Here is an 18,529-nt window from a genome sequence, read left to right on the forward strand (position 1 = left end):
GCGCCCATCCTAGGTTCTGTTGGGGATAAGCAGCCAGACCAGTGAAAAATGTCTATCTCGAAATCTACCCGTAGGGTTGGACACATGAATAACGCGCTAAAGCTTAAAAGTATTTCCGTGTCCGAGATGGACAACAACTGCTACCTCATCTGTGCCGGCGAAGAAGCACTGCTTGTCGACGCCGCGGATGACGCTCCCGCACTCCTCAACCTGGCCAAGGAAAACGGCGTACGCATTAGCGCCGTGCTTACTACCCACCGCCACTGGGACCATGTCCGCGCCACTAAGGAAGTAATCAAAGCTACCGGCGCTACCCACTACGCCTCCTTCCTCGACTCCCCTGCGATGCCGGCGCCTGTCGACGTCGAGTTGAAGCAGGGAGACACACTGACTTTCGCAGGCCACGAATTCCCGGCGATTATTTTGCGCGGCCATACCCCAGGCGGCGTCGCCATCGCCGTCGATATCGATGGAACCACGAATCTCTTCGTGGGCGACAGCCTCTTCCCCGGCGGTGTGGGCCGCACCGATTCGGAGGGTGACTTTGTACGCCTTTATAAAGACGTCAACGAGCGCATCTTCGATGTCTACCCAGATACCGCCATCGTGCGACCCGGCCACGGCAAGTCCACCACTTTGGGTGAGGAGCGTCCAAAACTTGGTGAATGGTGGCAGCGCCGCTGGTAGATGCGACCTTTGCGCACCAAGTGGTGGGTGGATAAGCACGGTTTCCGCCCACAGCGGTCGGCGTTTTCCGTACACTGGTGAGAAGTTCGTTACTTTACTCAATGAATCTCGACGAATGGAGTAACAAGTGATTCGTAAGTTTGCTCGCCCTATGCTGGCTTCTGTTTTTGTCTGGGACGGCGTCGATACCCTGCGTAACGCCTCCGACCACGTAGCCGAGACCGAGTCCGTTCTGCAGCGTCTGCGCAAGGTTGTCCCGGCACAGTACGCCGGTTACATCCCGAACGACCCAGAGCTGGCTGCCCGCGCAGTCGGCGGCCTGAAGGTCGGCGCCGGCTCCACCCTGGCGCTGGGCAAGGCACCGCGCACCTCCGCAGCAGTGTTGGCGCTTTCTACCCTGCCTAATCTCCTCGGCCGCAACGCCTTCTGGGAAGCAGAGGATTCTGAGGAGAAGAACAATCGCCGCAACGGTTTCATTACCAACACCGCTCTGCTTGGTGCACTGTTCATCGCTACCCAGGACACCGAGGGTAAGCCTTCCCTGGCATGGCGCGCATCCAAGTCCGCAGAGCGCACCAACAAGAAGATCCAGAAGGCTCTGCCGACCAAGTCCGAGCAGCAGAAGTTCGCTGATAACCTCTCCGACCGCGCCGATGAGTTCTCCACCAAGGCCAGCGATTGGTTCGAGGGCGCTAAGGAATACGTCGATGACAACAAGGATGACTGGCAGGCAACCGGCAAGGACCTGGTAGATTCCGCTCGCTCCTTCATCGAGGACAGCGCCGAGCAGGCAAAGAGCTTCATCGATGACAACAAGGATGACTGGCTGTCCACCGCCCAGGAAAACGCTGAGCTGGCTCGCAAAAAAGCTGTGAAGGCAGCTTCCAAGGCTCAGGAGCGCGCTGACTTCGCTCGCGCACAGGTTGATACCAAGGCCAACAAGCGTGCTGCCAAGAAGGCCTCCAAGCGCGCTGAGAAGCTGCAGAAGGAAGCTTCCAAGAAGCTCGACAAGGCAATCAACAAGTTCGGTGACCGCCTGAACTAAGCCTTTAACCTCCAACGGCCCAGCAAGGTATGCTGGGCCGTTGTCGTTTTTATCAATCTCTTCGCGTATTGAGGTGTATTAACCGTCGTGGCCTCCCCAGAACATAGCCCAAATCACCCGCAGAACGAGCAGGTAGCACAGGAGATTGCCGCTGAGCAGGCCTACGTTGACAGCCTCTTTTCAAGGCTGGACCACGAGGTCGCCCAAGCCAACGAACGCCTCAACGAGGTGCAGGCCGCAGTGGACCCGCACACGCCTGATGCGGATGCCCTAGTCCGCCGTGAAACGGAGTACCACGGCCTGCAAGCCAAGCTGGACCGTCTAAATCTCGCGCAGCTAGGCCTCGTCTTCGGCCGCATCGATATCGATGCCCCAGGCGATAATCCCACCGCAGAAGGCCTAGACCGCCGCTACATCGGCAGGATGGGCTTAGATGCCCGCGAAGAGGATTACCGCACTCTCCTGCTGGACTGGCGCGCGCCGATGGCACGTCCTTTCTACCTGGCCACCACTGCGCAGCCAGAGGGCGTTACGGTCCGCCGCCACATCCGTACCAAAGGCCGAACCGTAACTGATATCAACGATGAAGTTCTCTCCGGTGCTGGCGCGGCGGAAGAAACCGCGGGCGTCGCCAGTGAGTCCGCGCTCTATCACGCGTTGCAGCGTGCTCGCACCGGCCACATGGAATCCATCGTGGAGACCCTTCAGCGCGAGCAAGACGAGATTATCCGCGATAGCACCCGCGGCGTACTCGTGGTCGAAGGTGGTCCCGGGACGGGCAAGACCGCAGTCGCTTTGCACCGCGTGGCCTATCTCCTCTACACCCATCGCGAGCAGCTGGCGGCCACGGGCGTGCTCATCGTCGGGCCTAATTCCACCTTCCTTGACTACATCTCGCGCGTCCTTCCAGAACTGGGTGAAACCGGCGTGGTTCTTTCCACCATCGGTGAGCTCTTCCCCGGCGTTCGCCCCACCCACCAAGAGTCTTTGGCCGCGCGCGAAATCAAAGGCTCGGAGGCGATGGTGGAAATTCTCGCAGCCGCGGTGAAGAACAACCAGACGCTTCCCGAAGGCCCGCGCCGCATTCGCGCGGAGCACTTGGAGCTGACCGTCGACCCCGCGATGATTAAGGCGGCCCGCACCCGCGCGCGTCGTTCGCGCAAGCCGCACAATGACGCGCAGGCGGCCTTCGCCGAACATCTCACGGAGTCACTCGCCCAGCAGATGGCTGAAAAGATTGGTGCCGACCCGCTAGGTGGCAAGAACCTGCTCTCGCGCGCGGACATCGACCAGCTCCACGATGACCTGGCGGAGGAACCACAAGTGCGCGAGCTCATCGACGAGTTCTGGCCTACCCTGGACCCGCGCGCAGTACTGGCGGATTTGCTATCTTCGCGTGCGCTTATCGACGCCGCGGCACCGGACTACGACACCGAGACCCGCGACGGCCTGTACCGCGTGCAGGGCGACGCGTGGGCGCCTTCCGACGCCGCGCTCCTCGACGAGCTCGCGGTACTCATCGGCATGCCGAATCCAGAGGAGGAAAAGGCTGCCGCGGATCAGGCCTGGCGCGAGCAAGTTGCCGACGCCGAAGACGCGCTCGACATCTTGTCCTCCTCCGATTCCACAGACAACGACGATGACATGTTCGACGCCGAGATCCTGTCTGCACACGACGTCATCGACGCTGAGACCCTTGCCCGCCGCCAGGAGGTGCGCGATAACCGCACCACCGCGCAACGTGCCCAGGAAGACTACACGTGGGCCTACGGCCACATCATCGTCGACGAGGCCCAGGAATTAAGTCCGATGGAATGGCGCATGCTCTTTCGCCGCAGCCCTTCGCGCTGGATGACGCTCGTGGGCGATACCGCGCAAACCGGAGCGCCCGCTGGCGTAGACGATTGGGCCGAAGCGCTTGAGCCCTTCGTGGCCCAGCGCTTCCGCCACCACAAGCTGACCGTGAACTACCGCACGCCGCAGCCGATTACCGAGCTGGCCAATTCCCTCCTCGAGCTCATTAACCCCGAGGCAGCTCCCGCCGTGGCGGTCCGCGACGGCGCGGAAGTCGTCTTCACCGCGCAGCCAGCAACGCACGCACCGGGGACTTTCACCGATGCCGACGGGCGATTGAACGCCGTCATCACGCGCGAGAACGTCGAGGAGATCAAGGGGCTCGAATTCGACCACGTGGTGGTCGTTGACCCTGATGCCATCGTGGCCGCCTCGCCACAGGGCCTGCAAAATCTCTACGTTGCGCTCACGCGTGCGACACAGACGCTGACCTTGGCCGGCCGCTTCCAAGAGACTTTCCACTAGTCTGGTGGGCATGGCTTTATCTGACATCGCACGCAAAATTGAACGCGCCACAAATAAGGCGGCGCTAGAGCGCACCACCCGCAAAGGCTGGACGCCGGAACTTACGGGTTATGCCGGATACGGCAACACGGAATTCGTCCACGTCTTGGGCCGCGTGCTCATGCATGATCCAGCGGCCGAGGCCACGGAGACGTGGGCGCAGCGCGGTTACCGTCAGTTTTTCACGATTCAGGTAAACAACCTCGACGTCCGTGTCACGGTCAATGGCAAGACCGTCCACGGCCGGACCAATTACAACGGCTATATCGATATCTTGGTCCACGAGCATGGCCTAGGTGCCGGCTGGCACGAGGTCGTCATCGAGGCAGACGGCGCCGAGCCCATTACCTCCGAGGTGCTCATCGTTTCTGAGGACTCTCCGCTGGGCGTCGTCAGCGATATCGATGACACCGTCATGGTGACGTGGTTGCCGCGTGCGATGACTGCGGCCTGGAACTCTTGGGTCAAGCGCACCAACACCCGCCAGCCGGTTGAAGGCATGGCGCGCTTCTATCAGCAGTTGCAGGAACAGCACCCGGAGATGCCTTTCATTTATCTGTCCACCGGCGCGTGGAATACCTACGACACCTTGGTCAGCTTCATGGAGCACAACGGCTTCCCGCGTGGTCCACTCCTGCTGACTGACTGGGGCCCTACCCCCACCGGGCTTTTCCGAAACGGCCAGGAGCACAAGCGCGTGCAGCTGCGTAACCTCTTTATCGCTTTCCCATGGATGAAGTGGCTGCTCATCGGTGACGATGGCCAGCACGATTCGCTCACCTACGGTGATGCCGCGAACGAGCACCCAGACCGCGTGGCCGCGGTGGCCATCCGCAACCTTTCGCCGCAGGAGCAGTTGCTCTCCCACGGTTCACTGGGCCCGCTTGCCGACGCCAACGAGGAAGGCTCGTTTAGCATCCCCCTCATCCAGGGCGGGGATGGGTCGGAGCTCGCCGCACAGATGCACAAGATTTCGGCGGAGCTTGAGGCTGAGGCGTTTGCAAAGGACGCACCGGAGACCGACGACGTCGAGTAGCACAAGCGAAAAGCCCAGTCAGATTCCCCGCGAGGGAATCTGACTGGGCTTTCTTAAAGCGAGAAATTAGCTCACGGTGTGAACAATCATGACGTCGCAGTCAGACTGGCGAGCGACGTCAGCCGGTACGGACCCCAGCAGGCGGCCGGTCAGGGAGTTGATGCCGCGGTTACCAACGACGAGCAGCTCAGCCTGATTGTCATTAACGATGGACATCAGAGCCTGGACCGGGGTGCCCGGGCGGACGGCGGTCTCTACCTTGGTGGCACCGAACTTCTCAGCGTGCTCCTTGCCGGTGGTGAGGTTAGCCTCTGCCTTCTGGTCACCCAGAATGGTCACGGAATCTTGGCGCAGGGTCTTGGAAGCCTGCTCCTGGTTCTCGTAATAAGCGCAACCGATGATAAGAGTTGCATCGAATGCGGCGGCGATCTTAGCGGCGCGCTCCACTGCCAGGAGGGAGGACTTGGAACCGTCAGTGCCGACCACGATCTTCTTGTAATCGCTCATGATGACCTTTCTTCAGGGGCCTTATACCCCAAATGATGATGCAGAATGTGCAAATTGCTAATCCTTATAAAGGCGCAAACGTAAGTTTAACAACTTTGTGACCTGTCCGTTGCGCAACGTGGCATTTTATACCCCGAATGGAAAGTGCTGTTTTTCTCACTTTTGGCGCCGTTTGTCGTCACCGCAGCACGCTAGATTCCCGCCTCTTTCAGGCCACGCATTTCCTTCTTCAAATCGGCAATTTCGTCACGCAAACGACCCGCCAATTCGAACTTCAACTCGCGGGCCGCAGCCCCCATTTGGGCGGTGAGGTCGTCGATAAGCTTTTGCACTTCGTCGGCAGCCATGCTCGAAACGTCGGGTTTGTCCACCATCGCCGCTGGGTCGGCGGAGTCCTGCTCTTCCCCATCGGATTCGTAGACCTGGTCCAAGATGTCCGCAATCTTCTTGCGCAGCGGCTGCGGGTCGATGCCGTGTTCCTTGTTATAGGCAATCTGCTTTTCACGGCGGCGCTCGGTCTCATCAATGGCCTCTTGCATGGACTCGGTGATTTTGTCCGCGTACATGATGACCTCGCCCGAGACATTTCGAGCCGCACGGCCGATAGTCTGGATGAGCGAGGTGGTCGAGCGCAGGAAGCCCTCCTTGTCCGCATCCAGGATGGCCACCAGAGAGACCTCCGGAAGGTCAAGGCCCTCGCGCAGGAGGTTGATGCCCACGAGGACGTCGTATTCACCAAGGCGCAACTGACGCAGCAGCTCCACGCGCTGTAGGGTGTCGATGTCCGAATGTAAGTAACGGACCTTGACGCCGTGTTCCAAGAGATAGTCGGTGAGGTCCTCGGCCATGCGCTTGGTCAGGGTGGTAACGAGCACGCGTTCCTGCTTTGCGGTCCGGGTGCGGATCTCGTCGATGAGATCGTCGATCTGCCCCTTGGTGGGCTTGACCGTCACCTTTGGGTCGATCAGGCCGGTTGGGCGAATGACCTGCTCGACATACTCGCCCTGGGAGGCAGTCAGCTCGTAGTTGCCCGGAGTAGCAGACATATAGACGGTCTGGCCCACACGCTCTTCGAACTCGTCAAAGGTCAGCGGGCGGTTATCCGTGGCCGAAGGAAGGCGGAAGCCAAACTCCACGAGGTTGCGCTTGCGCGACATATCGCCTTCAAACATGCCGCCGATCTGCGGAACCGTCACGTGGGACTCGTCGATGATGGTCAGGAAGTCCTGCGGGAAGTAATCCAGCAGCGTGGCCGGCGCAGAACCTGCCGGGCGGCCGTCGATATGGCGGGAGTAGTTCTCGATGCCTGAGCAAAAGCCCACCTGCTCGATCATCTCGAGGTCATACTCGGTGCGCATGCGCAGGCGCTGGGCTTCGAGCAGCTTGCCGCGATTTTCTAGATCCTCCAGGCGCTCAGCCAGCTCCGCCTTGATGTCTTCCACAGCCTTGGCCATGCGCTCCGGACCCGCCACGTAGTGCGTCGCCGGGAAGATGCGCACCTCGTCGACGCGTTCTAAGACGTCACCGGTCAGCGGGTGGATGTAGTAAAGCTCATCGACATCGTCGCCGAAGAACTCAATGCGCACCGCACGCTCCTCATATGCCGGAATAATATCCACGGTATCGCCTTTGACACGGAAGGTACCGCGGGTAAAGCCGACGTCGTTGCGCTCGTATTGGATATCTACCAAAAGGCGCAGGAAGCGGTCGCGGTCGATCTCCTCGCCTTCCTCAATGACCACCGAGCGGTCCAGGTAGGACTGCGGGGTACCCAAGCCGTAAATGCACGAAACGGAGGAAACTACGACGACGTCGCGGCGGGACAGCAGCGACGAAGTGGCAGAGTGACGTAGGCGCTCGACGTCCTCGTTGATGGAGGAATCCTTCTCGATGTAGGTATCGGTCTGCGCGATATAGGCCTCGGGCTGGTAGTAGTCATAGTAAGAGACGAAGTACTCCACGGCGTTATGCGGCAGGAGCTGGCGCAGCTCGTTAGCAAGCTGTGCCGCCAGGGTCTTGTTCGGTGCCATTACCAGCGTGGGGCGCTGCTGTTGCTCAATCAGCCAGGCCGCCGTTGCCGACTTACCGGTACCGGTAGCGCCCATGAGCACGACGTCGCTTTCGCCACGGCGCAGGCGCGCGTCTAGCTCCGCGATAGCGGAGGGCTGGTCTCCGGAGGGTTCAAACTCTGATTCCACCTTGAATTCGGCGGAGCGACGCTCCACCTCGCTCACTGGGCGATGCTCAGAGACCGGCAAAATTGGATGTTCCGCTGCAAATGCCATGCCCGCAAGTCTAGCGTTTTAGGGCAATGCAGCGCGCACAGCCATAATCCACGTCTCTAGCTCGCCGGTGGGTTCCCACAGTGCGTACACGGAAGAGGTATCCGGGTCGAGGGTGGCGTTAATCTGCTTGCGCAACCACGCCCGCGACTGCGGCTTGTAGAGCGCGTTGATGCTTTCTGCGCTAATACCCTGGGGCAAATGTTCAGGTGAAGTCTTGGCCAACATGCCAAGGGCAATGACCACCTCGGCCTCGTCGACGTCGAGCGGCGGGGCGGCGCACATGCGCTTGAAACGTTCGAAATCGAAGGAGCCATCACGAATGGCGGCGAGCAGGTCGCACGCCGCGTGATTATCGAAAGGTCCTACATCCCACGTTCCCATAGATTGGGACAATAGGAAAGGAAAGTGAACGTAGCTAAAGCGCAGCGTTAACATTCATCGCTACAAAATTTAAATTTTCGCGTCGAGGGCCGCCACCAGTCGCTCTACTTGCGGCACCAAATCCTCGCGCGCACCGTTGTTGTCGATGACGAAATCCGCTGCGGCCAGGCGCTCCTCATCCGGGATCTGTGCCGCTATCCGACGCCGCGCGTCATCCTCGTCCAAGCCCCGGAACTCGACGAGGCGGCGCACGCGCTCCTTAACAGCGACGTCGACCACGACCGTATAGTCCATGTCGCGGTGCAGGCCTTTATCCACCAACAAAGGCATGTCATAGACGGTAAAAGCTTCACCGCGTTTGCGGGCCTGCGCGAAACGGGATTCGGTCTCAGCCGCAATGCGCGGGTGGGTGATTTCGTTGAGGCGCGCGGTAGAGGCGGCGTCGCCAAACGCGCGCTTAGCCAACAAGCCTCGATTCAAGCTGCCATCCGCCTGGAGGATGTCGGAACCGAAAGATTCTGCCAGCTCCGCTAGGGCGGGCTGGCCCGGCTCGACGATGTCACGCGCAATCTGATCTGCGTCCACCACGTTCCAGCCGCGTTCTGCCAAAAGCTCGGCCACGGTGGACTTGCCGCTTCCTATGCCACCGGTTAAACCAATCAGTTTCATAGTTGGCCAGGGTACGCGAAAAGGCCGCACCCCGCGCTTGGAAGCAAACGGAGGATGCGGCCTTTATGAGCTAGCTGGGATTAGTTGCCAGCGAGCTTGTCGCGCAGAGCAGCAAGCTGCTCGTCGGAAGCCAGGGAGCCGCCAACCTCAGCCGAAGCCTCGGATGCCGGAGCTGCATCGTTGGACTCGGAGGAGTAGTTGGAGGACTCGTTAGCCTCTGCAGCCTCAGCGGCTGCGGCACGGTTGCGCTCGATCTGAGCGGTGTGCAGGTTGAAGCGACGCTCGGACTCTGCGTAGCGTGCCTCCCAAGCCTGACGCTGCTCGTCGTAGCCCTCGAGCCACTCGTTGGTCTCTGGGTCGAAGCCCTCTGGGAAGACGTAGTTGCCCTGCTCGTCGTAGGAGTCAGCCATGCCGTACTTGGACGGATCGAACTCTTCGGTGTAGTCCTCGTCTGCCTGCTTAACGGACAGGGAGATACGACGACGCTCGAGATCGATGTCGATGACCTTGACCATAACTTCCTGGCCAACGGTGACAACCTGGTCCGGAACCTCGACGTGGCGCTGAGCCAGCTCGGAGATGTGAACCAGGCCCTCGATGCCCTCTTCGACGCGAACGAATGCGCCGAACGGAACGAGCTTGGTGACCTTGCCCGGGACGATTTGGCCCACAGCGTGGGTGCGGGCGAATACGCGCCACGGATCTTCCTGGGTAGCCTTCAGGGACAGGGAGACGCGCTCGCGGTCGAGATCAACGTCGAGAACCTCAACGGTGACCTCGTCACCGACGGTGACAACCTCAGATGGGTGATCGATGTGCTTCCAGGACAGCTCGGAAACGTGAACCAGGCCGTCGACACCGCCGAGATCGACGAATGCGCCGAAGTTGACGATGGAGGAAACAACGCCCTTGCGGACCTGGCCCTTCTGCAGCTGGTGCAGGAACTCGGAGCGAACCTCAGACTGGGTCTGCTCGAGGAATGCACGGCGGGACAGGACGACGTTGTTACGCTGCTTGTCCAGCTCGATGATCTTTGCTTCCAGCTCCTGGCCGATGTACGGCTCCAGGTCGCGGACGCGACGCATCTCGACGAGGGAAGCAGGCAGGAAGCCACGCAGACCGATGTCCAGGATGAGGCCACCCTTGACAACCTCGATAACGGTACCGGTAACTGGCTCTTCCTTGGCGTGCAGCTCCTCGACTGCACCCCAAGCACGCTCGTACTGTGCGCGCTTCTTGGACAGGATCAGACGGCCTTCCTTGTCCTCCTTGGTGAGAACGAGTGCGTCGATCTGATCGCCGACCTCGACGACCTCATCTGGGTCGACGTCGTGCTTGATGGACAGCTCGCGGGATGGGATGACGCCTTCGGTCTTGTATCCGATGTCGAGCAGGACCTCGTCGTGGTCAACCTTGACCACGGTACCCTCGACGATGTCACCATCGTTGAAGTACTTGATGGTGGCGTCAACGGCAGCGAGGAAGTCCTCAGCGGTTCCGATGTCGTTGATCGCAACCTGAGGGGTGTTAGAAGTTGGCATATGTAGAAATGCTCCGAATTGATGTAGGAGATCGTAAATGGACAGTTACGCGTCTCTCGAAAAGCGTCTCTAAACAGGCAAAATAGCGATAGTTTAGGATGGATTCCGATCCCGACGTGACGATGTATAAAGCCCTCCTACGGAAGCCTTAGACAACCCACGGCATAGACACGCCCGTGCAATACTACATCCGCGCAGCTAAAACGGCAAATACTTCAATTTTTCAAAAGGACTTCATCCATGCAGACTCCCTCCCGCGCGAACCAATCCTTTTGGGACAACGATGCCGCGGCCTATCATGCCGCGCATCCGAAATATCTTTCCTCCTTTTATTGGTGCCCGGAGATGCTGCACGAGGCTGACGCACACCTGCTTGGCGACGCCGCCTTCCTCGCCGCCGCGCGCGTGCTCGAGATTGGCTGTGGTTCAGCGCCTTGTACCGCGTGGTTGCAGGATAAGGCGGGCTTTGCCACCGGCTTCGATATCTCACGCGGCATGCTCTCCCACGCGCCGAGCGGCCTGCCGCTAGTACAGGCAGATGCCCTGGTGCTGCCTTATGCCGACGAGTCCTTCGACATCGCCTTTTCCGCTTTCGGCGCTTTCCCTTTTATTGCTGACTTAGCCGCGGCGCTCGCGGAGGTCCGCCGCGTGTTGCGCCCGGGCGGGCGCTTGGTCATCTCCGCTACTCACCCGATGCGCTGGATTTTCCCCGATGACCCGTTAAACCTCACCGCTGAGCTCTCCTACTTCGACCGTGCCTACTTAGAGCACGACGCTGATGGCAACTTAAGCTACGCGGAGTTCCACCGCACACTGGGCGACTGGGTGCGCGCGCTACAAACCCGCGGCGGTTTTCTCATCGAGGACGTCCTCGAGCCGGAGTGGCCACAAGACCTCGACATCACCTGGGGCCAGTGGTCGCGCGAGCGCGGCGAAATCTTCCCCGGCAGCATTATTTTTATCTGCACCGCCGTTTAGTAGCAATCGACTATGAGTAATCTATAGCGCATGGATTTTTTGGCTAAAGAGCACCTAGGCATCACCCTCCGCCGCGTCGTGGCGTGGTGGATTGATGCCTTCCTCGCCGCCGCCATCATCATGGTGGTGCGGTGGACCATCAACACGCTTTTCGACGCCCCCATCACCGGCCACGCCGCCGCCATCTACGACATCGCGGCCCTTGCCGGAGTGTTCTACCTCTACCGCGTTATCTGTGAGGCACGCAAGCGCACCTCGCTGGGCAAATGGTCGCTGCAGTTGCACGTCATCACTGACAAGCCCGGCTGGTGGTCGGCCGCGCTGCGCAATAGCTGGATTCTTCTCACGCTCATCTCTTTGACCGGCGTGCCACACGTGGAGGCAGTAGTTCTCGGCGTGTTGGGAATATCGGTTTTGGCAGCGGGCCAAACGCCTTTCGACATGCTGGCTAATTGCCTAGTCGAGCGCCGCCCACTGCCTTTCTAGCTTCGCCTTCGCGTAGGCCGGGATACCGTGGTCCTCGATGCCCTGGGCTGCCAGGCGTGCGCCAGCTTTAGTGCGCTGCGGCATCCCAATCCTTACCGGCACCGGCGGAGACCTCGAGCGGGACGTTGAGCTCGATGGCCGAATCCATCTCGCGTTCTAGAATCTCGCGGACCTTGTCGGCCTCGCCTGGGGCGACTTCCACCACAAGTTCGTCGTGGACCTGCAGCAGCACACGGGAGCGCATTCCCTCAAGCGCCCTATCCACGCGAATCATGGCGACCTTGATGATGTCCGCAGCCGTGCCCTGAATCGGAGCGTTCAGCGCTGCACGTTCGGCGTTCTCACGCGCGAGGCGATTATCAGAGTTCAGCTCCGGCAGGTAGCGACGGCGCCCGAAGACGGTCGCGGTGTAGCCATCCTTGCGGGCTTGCTCAACGACGTTGTCGAGGTAGCGTTTCACGCCACCGAAACGCTCGAAATAGCTTTCCATGATCTCCTTGGCCTCGCGGGCCGGGATGCCCAGCTGCTGGGACAAGCCGAACGCGGAAAGGCCATAGACTAGACCATAAGACATCGCCTTGACACGGCGGCGTAGCTCCGAGGTCACCTCATCGACCGGCACGTCGAAGACCTTCGAGCCGACGTAGTTGTGCAGATCCTCACCCTCGCGATAGGCCTCGATAAGCCCCGGATCCTCGGACAGGTGAGCCATCACGCGCATCTCAATCTGGGAATAATCGGCCGTCATCAAGGTCTCGAACTCCGTGCCCACGATGAACGCAGAGCGAATCTGGCGCCCTGCCTCCGTGCGCACTGGGATGTTCTGCAGGTTCGGCTCGGTGGAGGAAAGTCGGCCCGTGGAAGCCACCGTCTGGTTGAAGGTGGTGTGGATGCGACCGTCCGGCTGCACGGTCTTGATGAGGCCTTCCAGGGTGGTCTTCATCTTCTGATACTCGCGGTGAGCAAGCAGGTGATCGAGGAACGGGTGCGGGTGGTTGACCGCCAGCTGCTCAATCTCCTTGGCCGCGGTGGAATAGCCCGTCTTGGTCTTCTTCGTCTTCGGCATCTCGAAGGTCTCGAAGAGCACGGTCTGCAGCTGCTTTGGCGAGTTCAAGTTCAGCGTCTCGTCGCCAGCCAGCTCGCGGGCGGCGCGCTCCTGCTCGGCAACCTGCTCGATGAAGGCATCGCGCTGGGTTTCTAGAATCTCCACGTCCACGGCGATACCGGTGGCCTCCATGCGCGCGAGAATGCCCACGAGCGGCAGCTCCAAGTCGGTATAAAGCTCGAAGGAATCGATCTCTTGCAGCTGCTTGCTAAGCGCCACAGCCAGCTCCATGATGGCACCCGCCTGGTCCACTAGGGAAGAATCATCCAGCAGCGAGAGCTGGTCGCTGGCCTGGGCGAGAGTCTTCTTCAGGTGACGTTGATAGACATCCGGCAGGTCATAGGTGCGCTGGCCCGGGCGCAGCAAGTAGGCAGCGATCGCGGTATCGTGCGCGATGCCACGCAGCTCGATGCCGCGGCCTGCCAGCATATGGAAAGCGGCCTTGGCCTCGTGAAAATACTTCGGCGCAGAAGAAGCAAACCAGGCGGCAAGTGCGGCGTCATCCTCCGCGCTCAATTCGCCAAGTTCGACCTGCATGCCTTCAAAGTCGGCGTCGACAAGCGCGAGTGCGCTCGCGTCACCCTGGCCGGGGCGGGAGTCACCAGTGACAAAGACCGCGACGTGCTCTTTGCCCTCCAACCACTGGGCCAAAGGCTTGTCGACGACCTTAATCTCCTGCGTCGGTGCCTCCTCCACGGCTGGCGCCCCACCGCCATCGTTCGGGATAGCCTCCAGCACGCGCTCGCGGAGATTGGTGCCGAACTCGAGCTCGTCGAACTTCTCGGCCACCTCGCTAACGGTTGCACCCTGGAAAGCCAGATCGTCTGGGCCGACCCCTAAATCCATGTCCGTGATCATCTGCGTGAGTTTGCGATTCATGCGCACCTGCTCGATGCGATCGCGGAAGTTCTGACCGGCCACGCCCTTGATTTCCGCGGCGTGCTCGATAAGCCCCTCGAGGGTGCCATATTGGAGGATCCATTTGGTGGCCGTCTTCTCGCCCACCTTGGGAACGCTCGGCAGGTTATCGGAAGGATCGCCGCGCAGGGCCGCGAAATCCGGATACTGCTGCGGAGTCAGACCGTACTTCTCCTCCACCGCGGCCGGGGTAAAGCGATGCAGGGTGGAAACACCACGCATGGGGTACAACACGGTGGTGTCCTCGTTGACCAGCTGCAGGTAGTCGCGGTCGCCGGTAACGATGAGGGTTTCATAATTATCGGCCTGAGTAGCCAGCGTGGCCACGATGTCATCGGCCTCGAAGTTCTCGCGGGATAGCGTGGTGATACCCAGGGTGCCGAGCACCTCGCGGATGAGCTCTACCTGGCCGCGGAACTCCTCGGGCGCGGCCTCGCGCTGGGCCTTGTACTCCGGGAACATCTCGGTACGGAAGGTCTTGCGCCCGACGTCGAAAGCCACGCCCACGAACTCCGGCTTCTCCTCGGCGATGATGTTGGAGAGCATGGACAAAAATCCATACACCGCATTCGTGTGCTGGCCGCCGGAGGTGGCGAAGTTTTCTGCCGGCAGCGCATAAAAAGCGCGGAAGGCCATGGAGTGGCCGTCGATAAGCAAAAGGCGCGGTTTGGTGGTCTTATAGTGTGTTGTCGAAGAAGTCACTCGCCCCATCATAGAGCCTTTACCCCCACCTGATTAGTAATTGCTCGCCCGGCTGCGCTAAACTGCTTTCCAGTCAACAAGACGCGCCCCTGTAGCCCAATTGGCAGAGGCAATGGATTCAAAACCCATTCAGTGTGAGTTCGAGTCTCACCAGGGGCACTACCTTCATCCCCTCGCTTGGCAACTTTGCCTGGCGAGGGGATTTTTTACGTTCGGGGCCGCAGAATTGTGACACAGCTAGTGAATAATATACCGCGAGTGGTATTTATTGTGATAGGTTTATTCCTCGGGCGGCGCGGCAACTTCTCCGATCCGCTTAAAATCTCGGCCGTGTTGCGGCACGTCACGCCCCAGAGCCCGATCATTCAAGGTTAGTTTCGAAAGTATGCAATATATTCTCAACGCCATTCGCGGCGCACTCATAGGCTCGGCAGAGCTCGTTCCCGGAATCTCCGGTGGCACTGTCGCGCTTATCGTGGGCATTTACGAACGCGCGCTGCACAATGCAAACTTTCTCATCTCTGCCCGGTTCAAAAAGGTGGAATGGGGCTTTCTCGCCTCCATCGCTGTAGGCATGTTCGCGGCCGTATTTGGACTGTCGACGCTGTTGCACAACTTCGTCGAGAGCCAAGTATCGATATCAAGCGCCCTCTTTTTGGGAATGGTGGCGGTATCCATCTTCGTGCCGATCTCCATGATGACTCGGGCTGAGCGCTTCAAGGTCTCCTCCATCGTCACCTTCGTGGTGGCGTCCGTACTTATTTTCTTCGTCACGGGATTCACCTCGGAGCCGGTGGACAATCCCTCACTCATCGTGGTCTTCTTGGCCGCCATGGTAGCGGTCTGCGCGCTCGTGCTCCCCGGTGTCTCGGGCTCGCTGATTCTGCTGACGATGGGCCTTTACCAGCCAGTCATCGGCGCCGTTTCCGACCGCGAGCTGGGCACCATTGCCGTATTCGCCTTGGGTGCCCTGTGCGGCCTCGCAGCGTTTGTAAAGCTGCTCAACTACCTATTGGATAATCACCGCTCGCTGACCCTGGCAGCCATGGCCGGCTTCATGTTCGGCTCCCTGCGCGCTTTGTGGCCGTGGGGTGCGGACCAGGACGCATCCAGCGGGGCAATCATCGCGATGATGGTGCTCGGCGGCATCATCGTATCCGTATTCATCTTCATCGACGCGCGCAAGGCCAAGGCCTACAACGAGCCGGAAAAGCAAAGTTAGAACACCCCAATGAAAAGAAAAATCGCCACCACAGCCGTGGTACTAAGTTGCACCGTCCTAGCGACGGGATGCGTCACCAACGAGGAATCCTCCATGCCTGAGGGCTGGCAAGCACCTGACATCGAGATGGTTCCGGAAATCGCGGCGATGTACCACGACAACGATGGCGTGCTCACGGCGGGCACCAACCCGCCGTTTGCTCCCTTCGAGTTCAAGGACTCCGATGGTGCGCTCGTCGGCGTTGAGATGGACATCACCAACGCTATTGCCGACGTCCTGGGGCTCGAGTTCCAGCCCGTCGAACAGGATTTCTCGCTCATCCTGCCCGCGGTGCAATCCGGGCAAATCGACATCGGCGCCTCCGGATTTACCGATAACGAGGAACGCCGCAAAAACTTCGACTTCGTCGACCACCTCTATGCCGGCATCCAATGGGCCGAGCGCACCGAGGGCATCAAAGACGTAGACCCGGAAAACCCGTGTGGGCTTACCGTCGCGGTCCAGCGCACCACGGTCTCGGAAACCGACGACCTTAATCCGAAACGCGATGCCTGCGGCGGCGACCTGCGCATTCTGTCCTATGACACCAGCGACAACGCGGCGCTTGCCGTGTTGATGGGCCGCGCGGACGCAATGTCCGCCGACTCGCCTGTCTCATCCTGGGCAGTCAACCGCTCAGAGGGCAAGATGCGCATGGTCGGTGACATGTTTGACGCCGCACCTTATGGGTTGGCGGTGCCGAAAGACTCCGAGCTCGGTCCTGCTGCCGCTGCGGCACTGGACTACCTCATCGAAACAGGCGAATACGAAAAGATTTTGAGCCGCTGGGGCATCTCTGAGGGCCTCGTGGACCAGGCAATGATTAACGAAAGGCCAGTCAATGACTAAGACAACTCCGGCCGCGCAGCCGCAAGAAATTCAGGCTCGTCCCCTGCGTCACCCATGGCGCTGGGTCTTTGCCACTATCCTCGTCCTTCTAGGGCTCTGGTTTGTCATCGCCTCCGCGCGCAACGAGGCATTTGGCTGGGATACCTACTTCCAGTACCTCTTTGACAAGCGCATCGGGGCCGCATCCCTGCATACCCTGGCCATTACCATCCTCGCGATGCTCATCGGCGTCGTCGGTGGCGCGGTGCTCGCGGTGATGCGCATGTCCCCCAACCCGGTTTTGCGCGGCGTCGCCTGGCTATTTTTATGGATCTTCCGCGGCACCCCGGTCTACGTGCAGCTGGTGTTCTGGGGCCTTTTATCCGCGCTCTATCAATCCATCAACCTCAGATTCACCGAGATTTCGCTCTCGGGAGTGTTGACCAACGCCTTCCTGCTGTCCGTGCTGGGTCTCGGCTTGAACGAGGCGGCCTACATGGCAGAAATCGTCCGCTCCGGCATTTCTGCAGTGCCGGAAGGCCAGAAAGAAGCCTCCAAGGCTCTGGGCATGGGCTGGTGGATGACCATGCGCCGCACTGTGCTTCCGCAGGCGATGCGCATTATCATCCCGCCGACGGGCAACGAGTTCATCTCCTTGCTCAAGACCTCCTCGCTCGTGGTTGCGGTGCCCTATACCTACGAGATTTTCGGCCGCGCCACCGATATCTCCGCCGCTCTCTTCGAACCCATCCCGCTGCTTATGGTCGCGGCCACGTGGTACCTGGTGATCACCTCCTTGCTGATGGTGGCCCAGTACTTCTTGGAGCGCCGCTTCGAACGCGGTGCCACGCGTGAGCTCACCGGGCGTCAGCTAGCAGCGCTTGCCGACGCCGAGGGCACAATCCCCCGTAACGTTTCCGTCATCCCGGAGGTAAATAACTAATGGCTACGCCAATGATTTCCGCACAAAATGTGCACAAGTCCTTCGGCAGTTTGGAAGTGTTGAAAGGTATTACTCTCGACGTCATGCCGGGCGAGGTCGCCTGCCTGTTGGGGCCTTCAGGCTCGGGCAAGTCGACGTTTTTGCGCTGCTGCAATCACCTAGAAAAGGTCACGGCGGGCCGACTATACGTCGACGGGGACCTGATTGGTTACCGCGAGCGCGACGGAGTCCTCTACGAGATTACGGAAAAGCAGGCCGCCGCCCAGCGCACCGATATCGGCATGGTGTTCCAGCAATTTAACCTTTTCGCCCACCGGACGGTGCTCGAAAACATCATTGAGGCGCCGGTGAACGTGAAAAAGCAGCCGGTGGAAAAGGCAAAGAAACGCGCGATGGAGCTGCTCGAACAGGTAGGCCTTGCGCACAAGGCGGATGCCTATCCGGTGCAGCTTTCGGGCGGCCAGCAACAGCGCGTAGCCATCGCGCGGGCGGTGGCGATGGAGCCGAAGCTGATGCTTTTCGACGAGCCGACCTCCGCACTCGATCCCGAACTCGTCGGCGAGGTATTACGCGTGATGAAGGAACTCGCTGCGGGTGGAATGACCATGCTGGTGGTCACCCACGAGATGGGATTTGCCCGAGAAGTCGCCGACAAGATTTTCTTCATGGACGGCGGCCAAGTCATCGAATCTGGCACTCCGCAGCAGGTCATCGACGATCCGCAGCACCCGCGAACCAAGGAATTCCTCTCCTCGCTGCTATAGCGAGCTTACGATGAGTTATCCACAGATTTAGCCCG

The 18,529-nt window shown here is 60.1% G+C and carries 16 protein-coding genes and 1 tRNA gene; 11 read left to right on the forward strand and 6 right to left on the reverse strand.

The window, feature by feature from the left end; translation table 11 throughout:
- The first annotated feature begins 84 nt into the window (after positions 1-84).
- The 4 genes from HMPREF3158_RS11125 to HMPREF3158_RS11140 all read left to right on the forward strand — a co-directional run bounded on the left by HMPREF3158_RS11125 (position 85) and on the right by HMPREF3158_RS11140 (position 5,126).
- Positions 85-687 (forward strand): MBL fold metallo-hydrolase, encoded by a 603-nt coding sequence (locus HMPREF3158_RS11125; protein WP_070498552.1) that lies wholly within the window; start codon positions 85-87, stop codon positions 685-687.
- A 127-nt stretch (positions 688-814) separates the two neighbouring features.
- Complete coding sequence (locus tag HMPREF3158_RS11130) at positions 815-1,732, forward strand: DoxX family protein (protein ID WP_062038930.1); 918 nt, start codon at positions 815-817, stop codon at positions 1,730-1,732.
- Positions 1,733-1,819: 87 nt separating this feature from the next.
- The gene (locus tag HMPREF3158_RS11135; protein WP_070498554.1) at positions 1,820-4,051 is read left to right on the forward strand and encodes a HelD family protein; all 2,232 of its coding nucleotides are present in this window, start codon (positions 1,820-1,822) and stop codon (positions 4,049-4,051) included.
- A gap of 10 nt (positions 4,052-4,061) precedes the next feature.
- Entirely contained in the window at positions 4,062-5,126 is a 1,065-nt protein-coding gene (locus tag HMPREF3158_RS11140) for an App1 family protein (protein WP_082787732.1), read from the forward strand.
- A 66-nt stretch (positions 5,127-5,192) separates the two neighbouring features.
- On the opposite strand, the gene HMPREF3158_RS11145 is transcribed toward HMPREF3158_RS11140, so the two are convergent.
- The 5 genes from HMPREF3158_RS11145 to rpsA all read right to left on the reverse strand — a co-directional run bounded on the left by HMPREF3158_RS11145 (position 5,193) and on the right by rpsA (position 10,509).
- The gene (locus tag HMPREF3158_RS11145; RefSeq protein ID WP_061922687.1) at positions 5,193-5,633 is read right to left on the reverse strand and encodes a universal stress protein; all 441 of its coding nucleotides are present in this window, start codon (positions 5,631-5,633) and stop codon (positions 5,193-5,195) included.
- A gap of 191 nt (positions 5,634-5,824) precedes the next feature.
- Complete coding sequence (uvrB, locus tag HMPREF3158_RS11150; protein WP_062038921.1) at positions 5,825-7,918, reverse strand: excinuclease ABC subunit UvrB; 2,094 nt, start codon at positions 7,916-7,918, stop codon at positions 5,825-5,827.
- Between the two features lie 18 nt (positions 7,919-7,936).
- Entirely contained in the window at positions 7,937-8,299 is a 363-nt protein-coding gene (locus HMPREF3158_RS11155) for a DUF4259 domain-containing protein (protein ID WP_083306128.1), read from the reverse strand.
- 69 nt (positions 8,300-8,368) lie between these two features.
- A complete protein-coding gene (gene coaE, locus HMPREF3158_RS11160; RefSeq protein ID WP_062038917.1) occupies positions 8,369-8,968 on the reverse strand; it encodes a dephospho-CoA kinase in 600 nt (199 codons plus the stop codon).
- Between the two features lie 80 nt (positions 8,969-9,048).
- The gene (gene rpsA, locus HMPREF3158_RS11165; protein ID WP_062038914.1) at positions 9,049-10,509 is read right to left on the reverse strand and encodes a 30S ribosomal protein S1; all 1,461 of its coding nucleotides are present in this window, start codon (positions 10,507-10,509) and stop codon (positions 9,049-9,051) included.
- 240 nt (positions 10,510-10,749) lie between these two features.
- On the opposite strand from rpsA, the gene HMPREF3158_RS11170 reads away from it, so the two are divergent.
- Together HMPREF3158_RS11170 and HMPREF3158_RS11175 are read left to right on the forward strand one after the other, a co-directional pair.
- On the forward strand, positions 10,750-11,487 hold the full coding sequence (locus HMPREF3158_RS11170; RefSeq protein WP_070456662.1) for a class I SAM-dependent methyltransferase: 738 nt from the start codon (positions 10,750-10,752) through the stop codon (positions 11,485-11,487).
- 30 nt (positions 11,488-11,517) lie between these two features.
- The gene (locus HMPREF3158_RS11175; protein ID WP_062038908.1) at positions 11,518-11,973 is read left to right on the forward strand and encodes an RDD family protein; all 456 of its coding nucleotides are present in this window, start codon (positions 11,518-11,520) and stop codon (positions 11,971-11,973) included.
- Between the two features lie 67 nt (positions 11,974-12,040).
- Here the strand turns inward: HMPREF3158_RS11175 and polA are convergent, their stop codons facing one another.
- Positions 12,041-14,632, reverse strand: a complete 2,592-nt coding sequence (gene polA / locus HMPREF3158_RS11180) for a DNA polymerase I (protein WP_235591358.1) — start codon at positions 14,630-14,632, stop codon at positions 12,041-12,043.
- A gap of 151 nt (positions 14,633-14,783) precedes the next feature.
- Between polA and HMPREF3158_RS11185 the strand changes: the two genes are divergently transcribed.
- The 5 genes from HMPREF3158_RS11185 to HMPREF3158_RS11205 all read left to right on the forward strand — a co-directional run bounded on the left by HMPREF3158_RS11185 (position 14,784) and on the right by HMPREF3158_RS11205 (position 18,494).
- Positions 14,784-14,857, forward strand: a tRNA-Leu gene (locus HMPREF3158_RS11185).
- 226 nt (positions 14,858-15,083) lie between these two features.
- Positions 15,084-15,920, forward strand: coding sequence for a DUF368 domain-containing protein (locus tag HMPREF3158_RS11190; RefSeq protein ID WP_062038903.1), 837 nt, complete (start codon positions 15,084-15,086; stop codon positions 15,918-15,920).
- A gap of 9 nt (positions 15,921-15,929) precedes the next feature.
- The gene (locus HMPREF3158_RS11195; RefSeq protein ID WP_062038901.1) at positions 15,930-16,808 is read left to right on the forward strand and encodes an ABC transporter substrate-binding protein; all 879 of its coding nucleotides are present in this window, start codon (positions 15,930-15,932) and stop codon (positions 16,806-16,808) included.
- Complete coding sequence (locus tag HMPREF3158_RS11200) at positions 16,801-17,730, forward strand: amino acid ABC transporter permease (protein ID WP_062038898.1); 930 nt, start codon at positions 16,801-16,803, stop codon at positions 17,728-17,730. The genes HMPREF3158_RS11195 and HMPREF3158_RS11200 overlap by 8 nt, the downstream gene beginning before the upstream one ends.
- Positions 17,730-18,494: an amino acid ABC transporter ATP-binding protein gene (locus HMPREF3158_RS11205; RefSeq protein WP_062038895.1), complete on the forward strand. Its 765-nt coding sequence runs from the start codon at positions 17,730-17,732 to the stop codon at positions 18,492-18,494. The genes HMPREF3158_RS11200 and HMPREF3158_RS11205 overlap by 1 nt, the downstream gene beginning before the upstream one ends.
- Positions 18,495-18,529 lie beyond the last annotated feature (35 nt).

Origin of the sequence: Corynebacterium sp. HMSC06G04 (assembly GCF_001807365.1) — a bacterium.
Taxonomy (GTDB): Bacteria; Actinomycetota; Actinomycetes; order Mycobacteriales; family Mycobacteriaceae; genus Corynebacterium; species Corynebacterium simulans.

Bases quoted from the DNA above. Each gene is read 5' to 3' on its own strand.
- HMPREF3158_RS11125 (WP_070498552.1), top strand. From the start codon at position 85: ATGAATAACGCGCTAAAGCTTAAAAGTATTTCCGTGTCCGAGATGGAC.
- HMPREF3158_RS11140 (WP_082787732.1), top strand. From the start codon at position 4,062: ATGGCTTTATCTGACATCGCACGCAAAATTGAACGCGCCACAAATAAG.
- HMPREF3158_RS11145 (WP_061922687.1), bottom strand. From the start codon at position 5,633: ATGAGCGATTACAAGAAGATCGTGGTCGGCACTGACGGTTCCAAGTCC.
- uvrB (WP_062038921.1), bottom strand. From the start codon at position 7,918: ATGGCATTTGCAGCGGAACATCCAATTTTGCCGGTCTCTGAGCATCGC.
- HMPREF3158_RS11155 (WP_083306128.1), bottom strand. From the start codon at position 8,299: ATGGGAACGTGGGATGTAGGACCTTTCGATAATCACGCGGCGTGCGAC.
- coaE (WP_062038917.1), bottom strand. From the start codon at position 8,968: ATGAAACTGATTGGTTTAACCGGTGGCATAGGAAGCGGCAAGTCCACC.
- rpsA (WP_062038914.1), bottom strand. From the start codon at position 10,509: ATGCCAACTTCTAACACCCCTCAGGTTGCGATCAACGACATCGGAACC.
- HMPREF3158_RS11170 (WP_070456662.1), top strand. From the start codon at position 10,750: ATGCAGACTCCCTCCCGCGCGAACCAATCCTTTTGGGACAACGATGCC.
- HMPREF3158_RS11175 (WP_062038908.1), top strand. From the start codon at position 11,518: ATGGATTTTTTGGCTAAAGAGCACCTAGGCATCACCCTCCGCCGCGTC.
- polA (WP_235591358.1), bottom strand. From the start codon at position 14,632: ATGGCCTTCCGCGCTTTTTATGCGCTGCCGGCAGAAAACTTCGCCACC.
- HMPREF3158_RS11190 (WP_062038903.1), top strand. From the start codon at position 15,084: ATGCAATATATTCTCAACGCCATTCGCGGCGCACTCATAGGCTCGGCA.
- HMPREF3158_RS11195 (WP_062038901.1), top strand. From the start codon at position 15,930: ATGAAAAGAAAAATCGCCACCACAGCCGTGGTACTAAGTTGCACCGTC.
- HMPREF3158_RS11200 (WP_062038898.1), top strand. From the start codon at position 16,801: ATGACTAAGACAACTCCGGCCGCGCAGCCGCAAGAAATTCAGGCTCGT.
- HMPREF3158_RS11205 (WP_062038895.1), top strand. From the start codon at position 17,730: ATGGCTACGCCAATGATTTCCGCACAAAATGTGCACAAGTCCTTCGGC.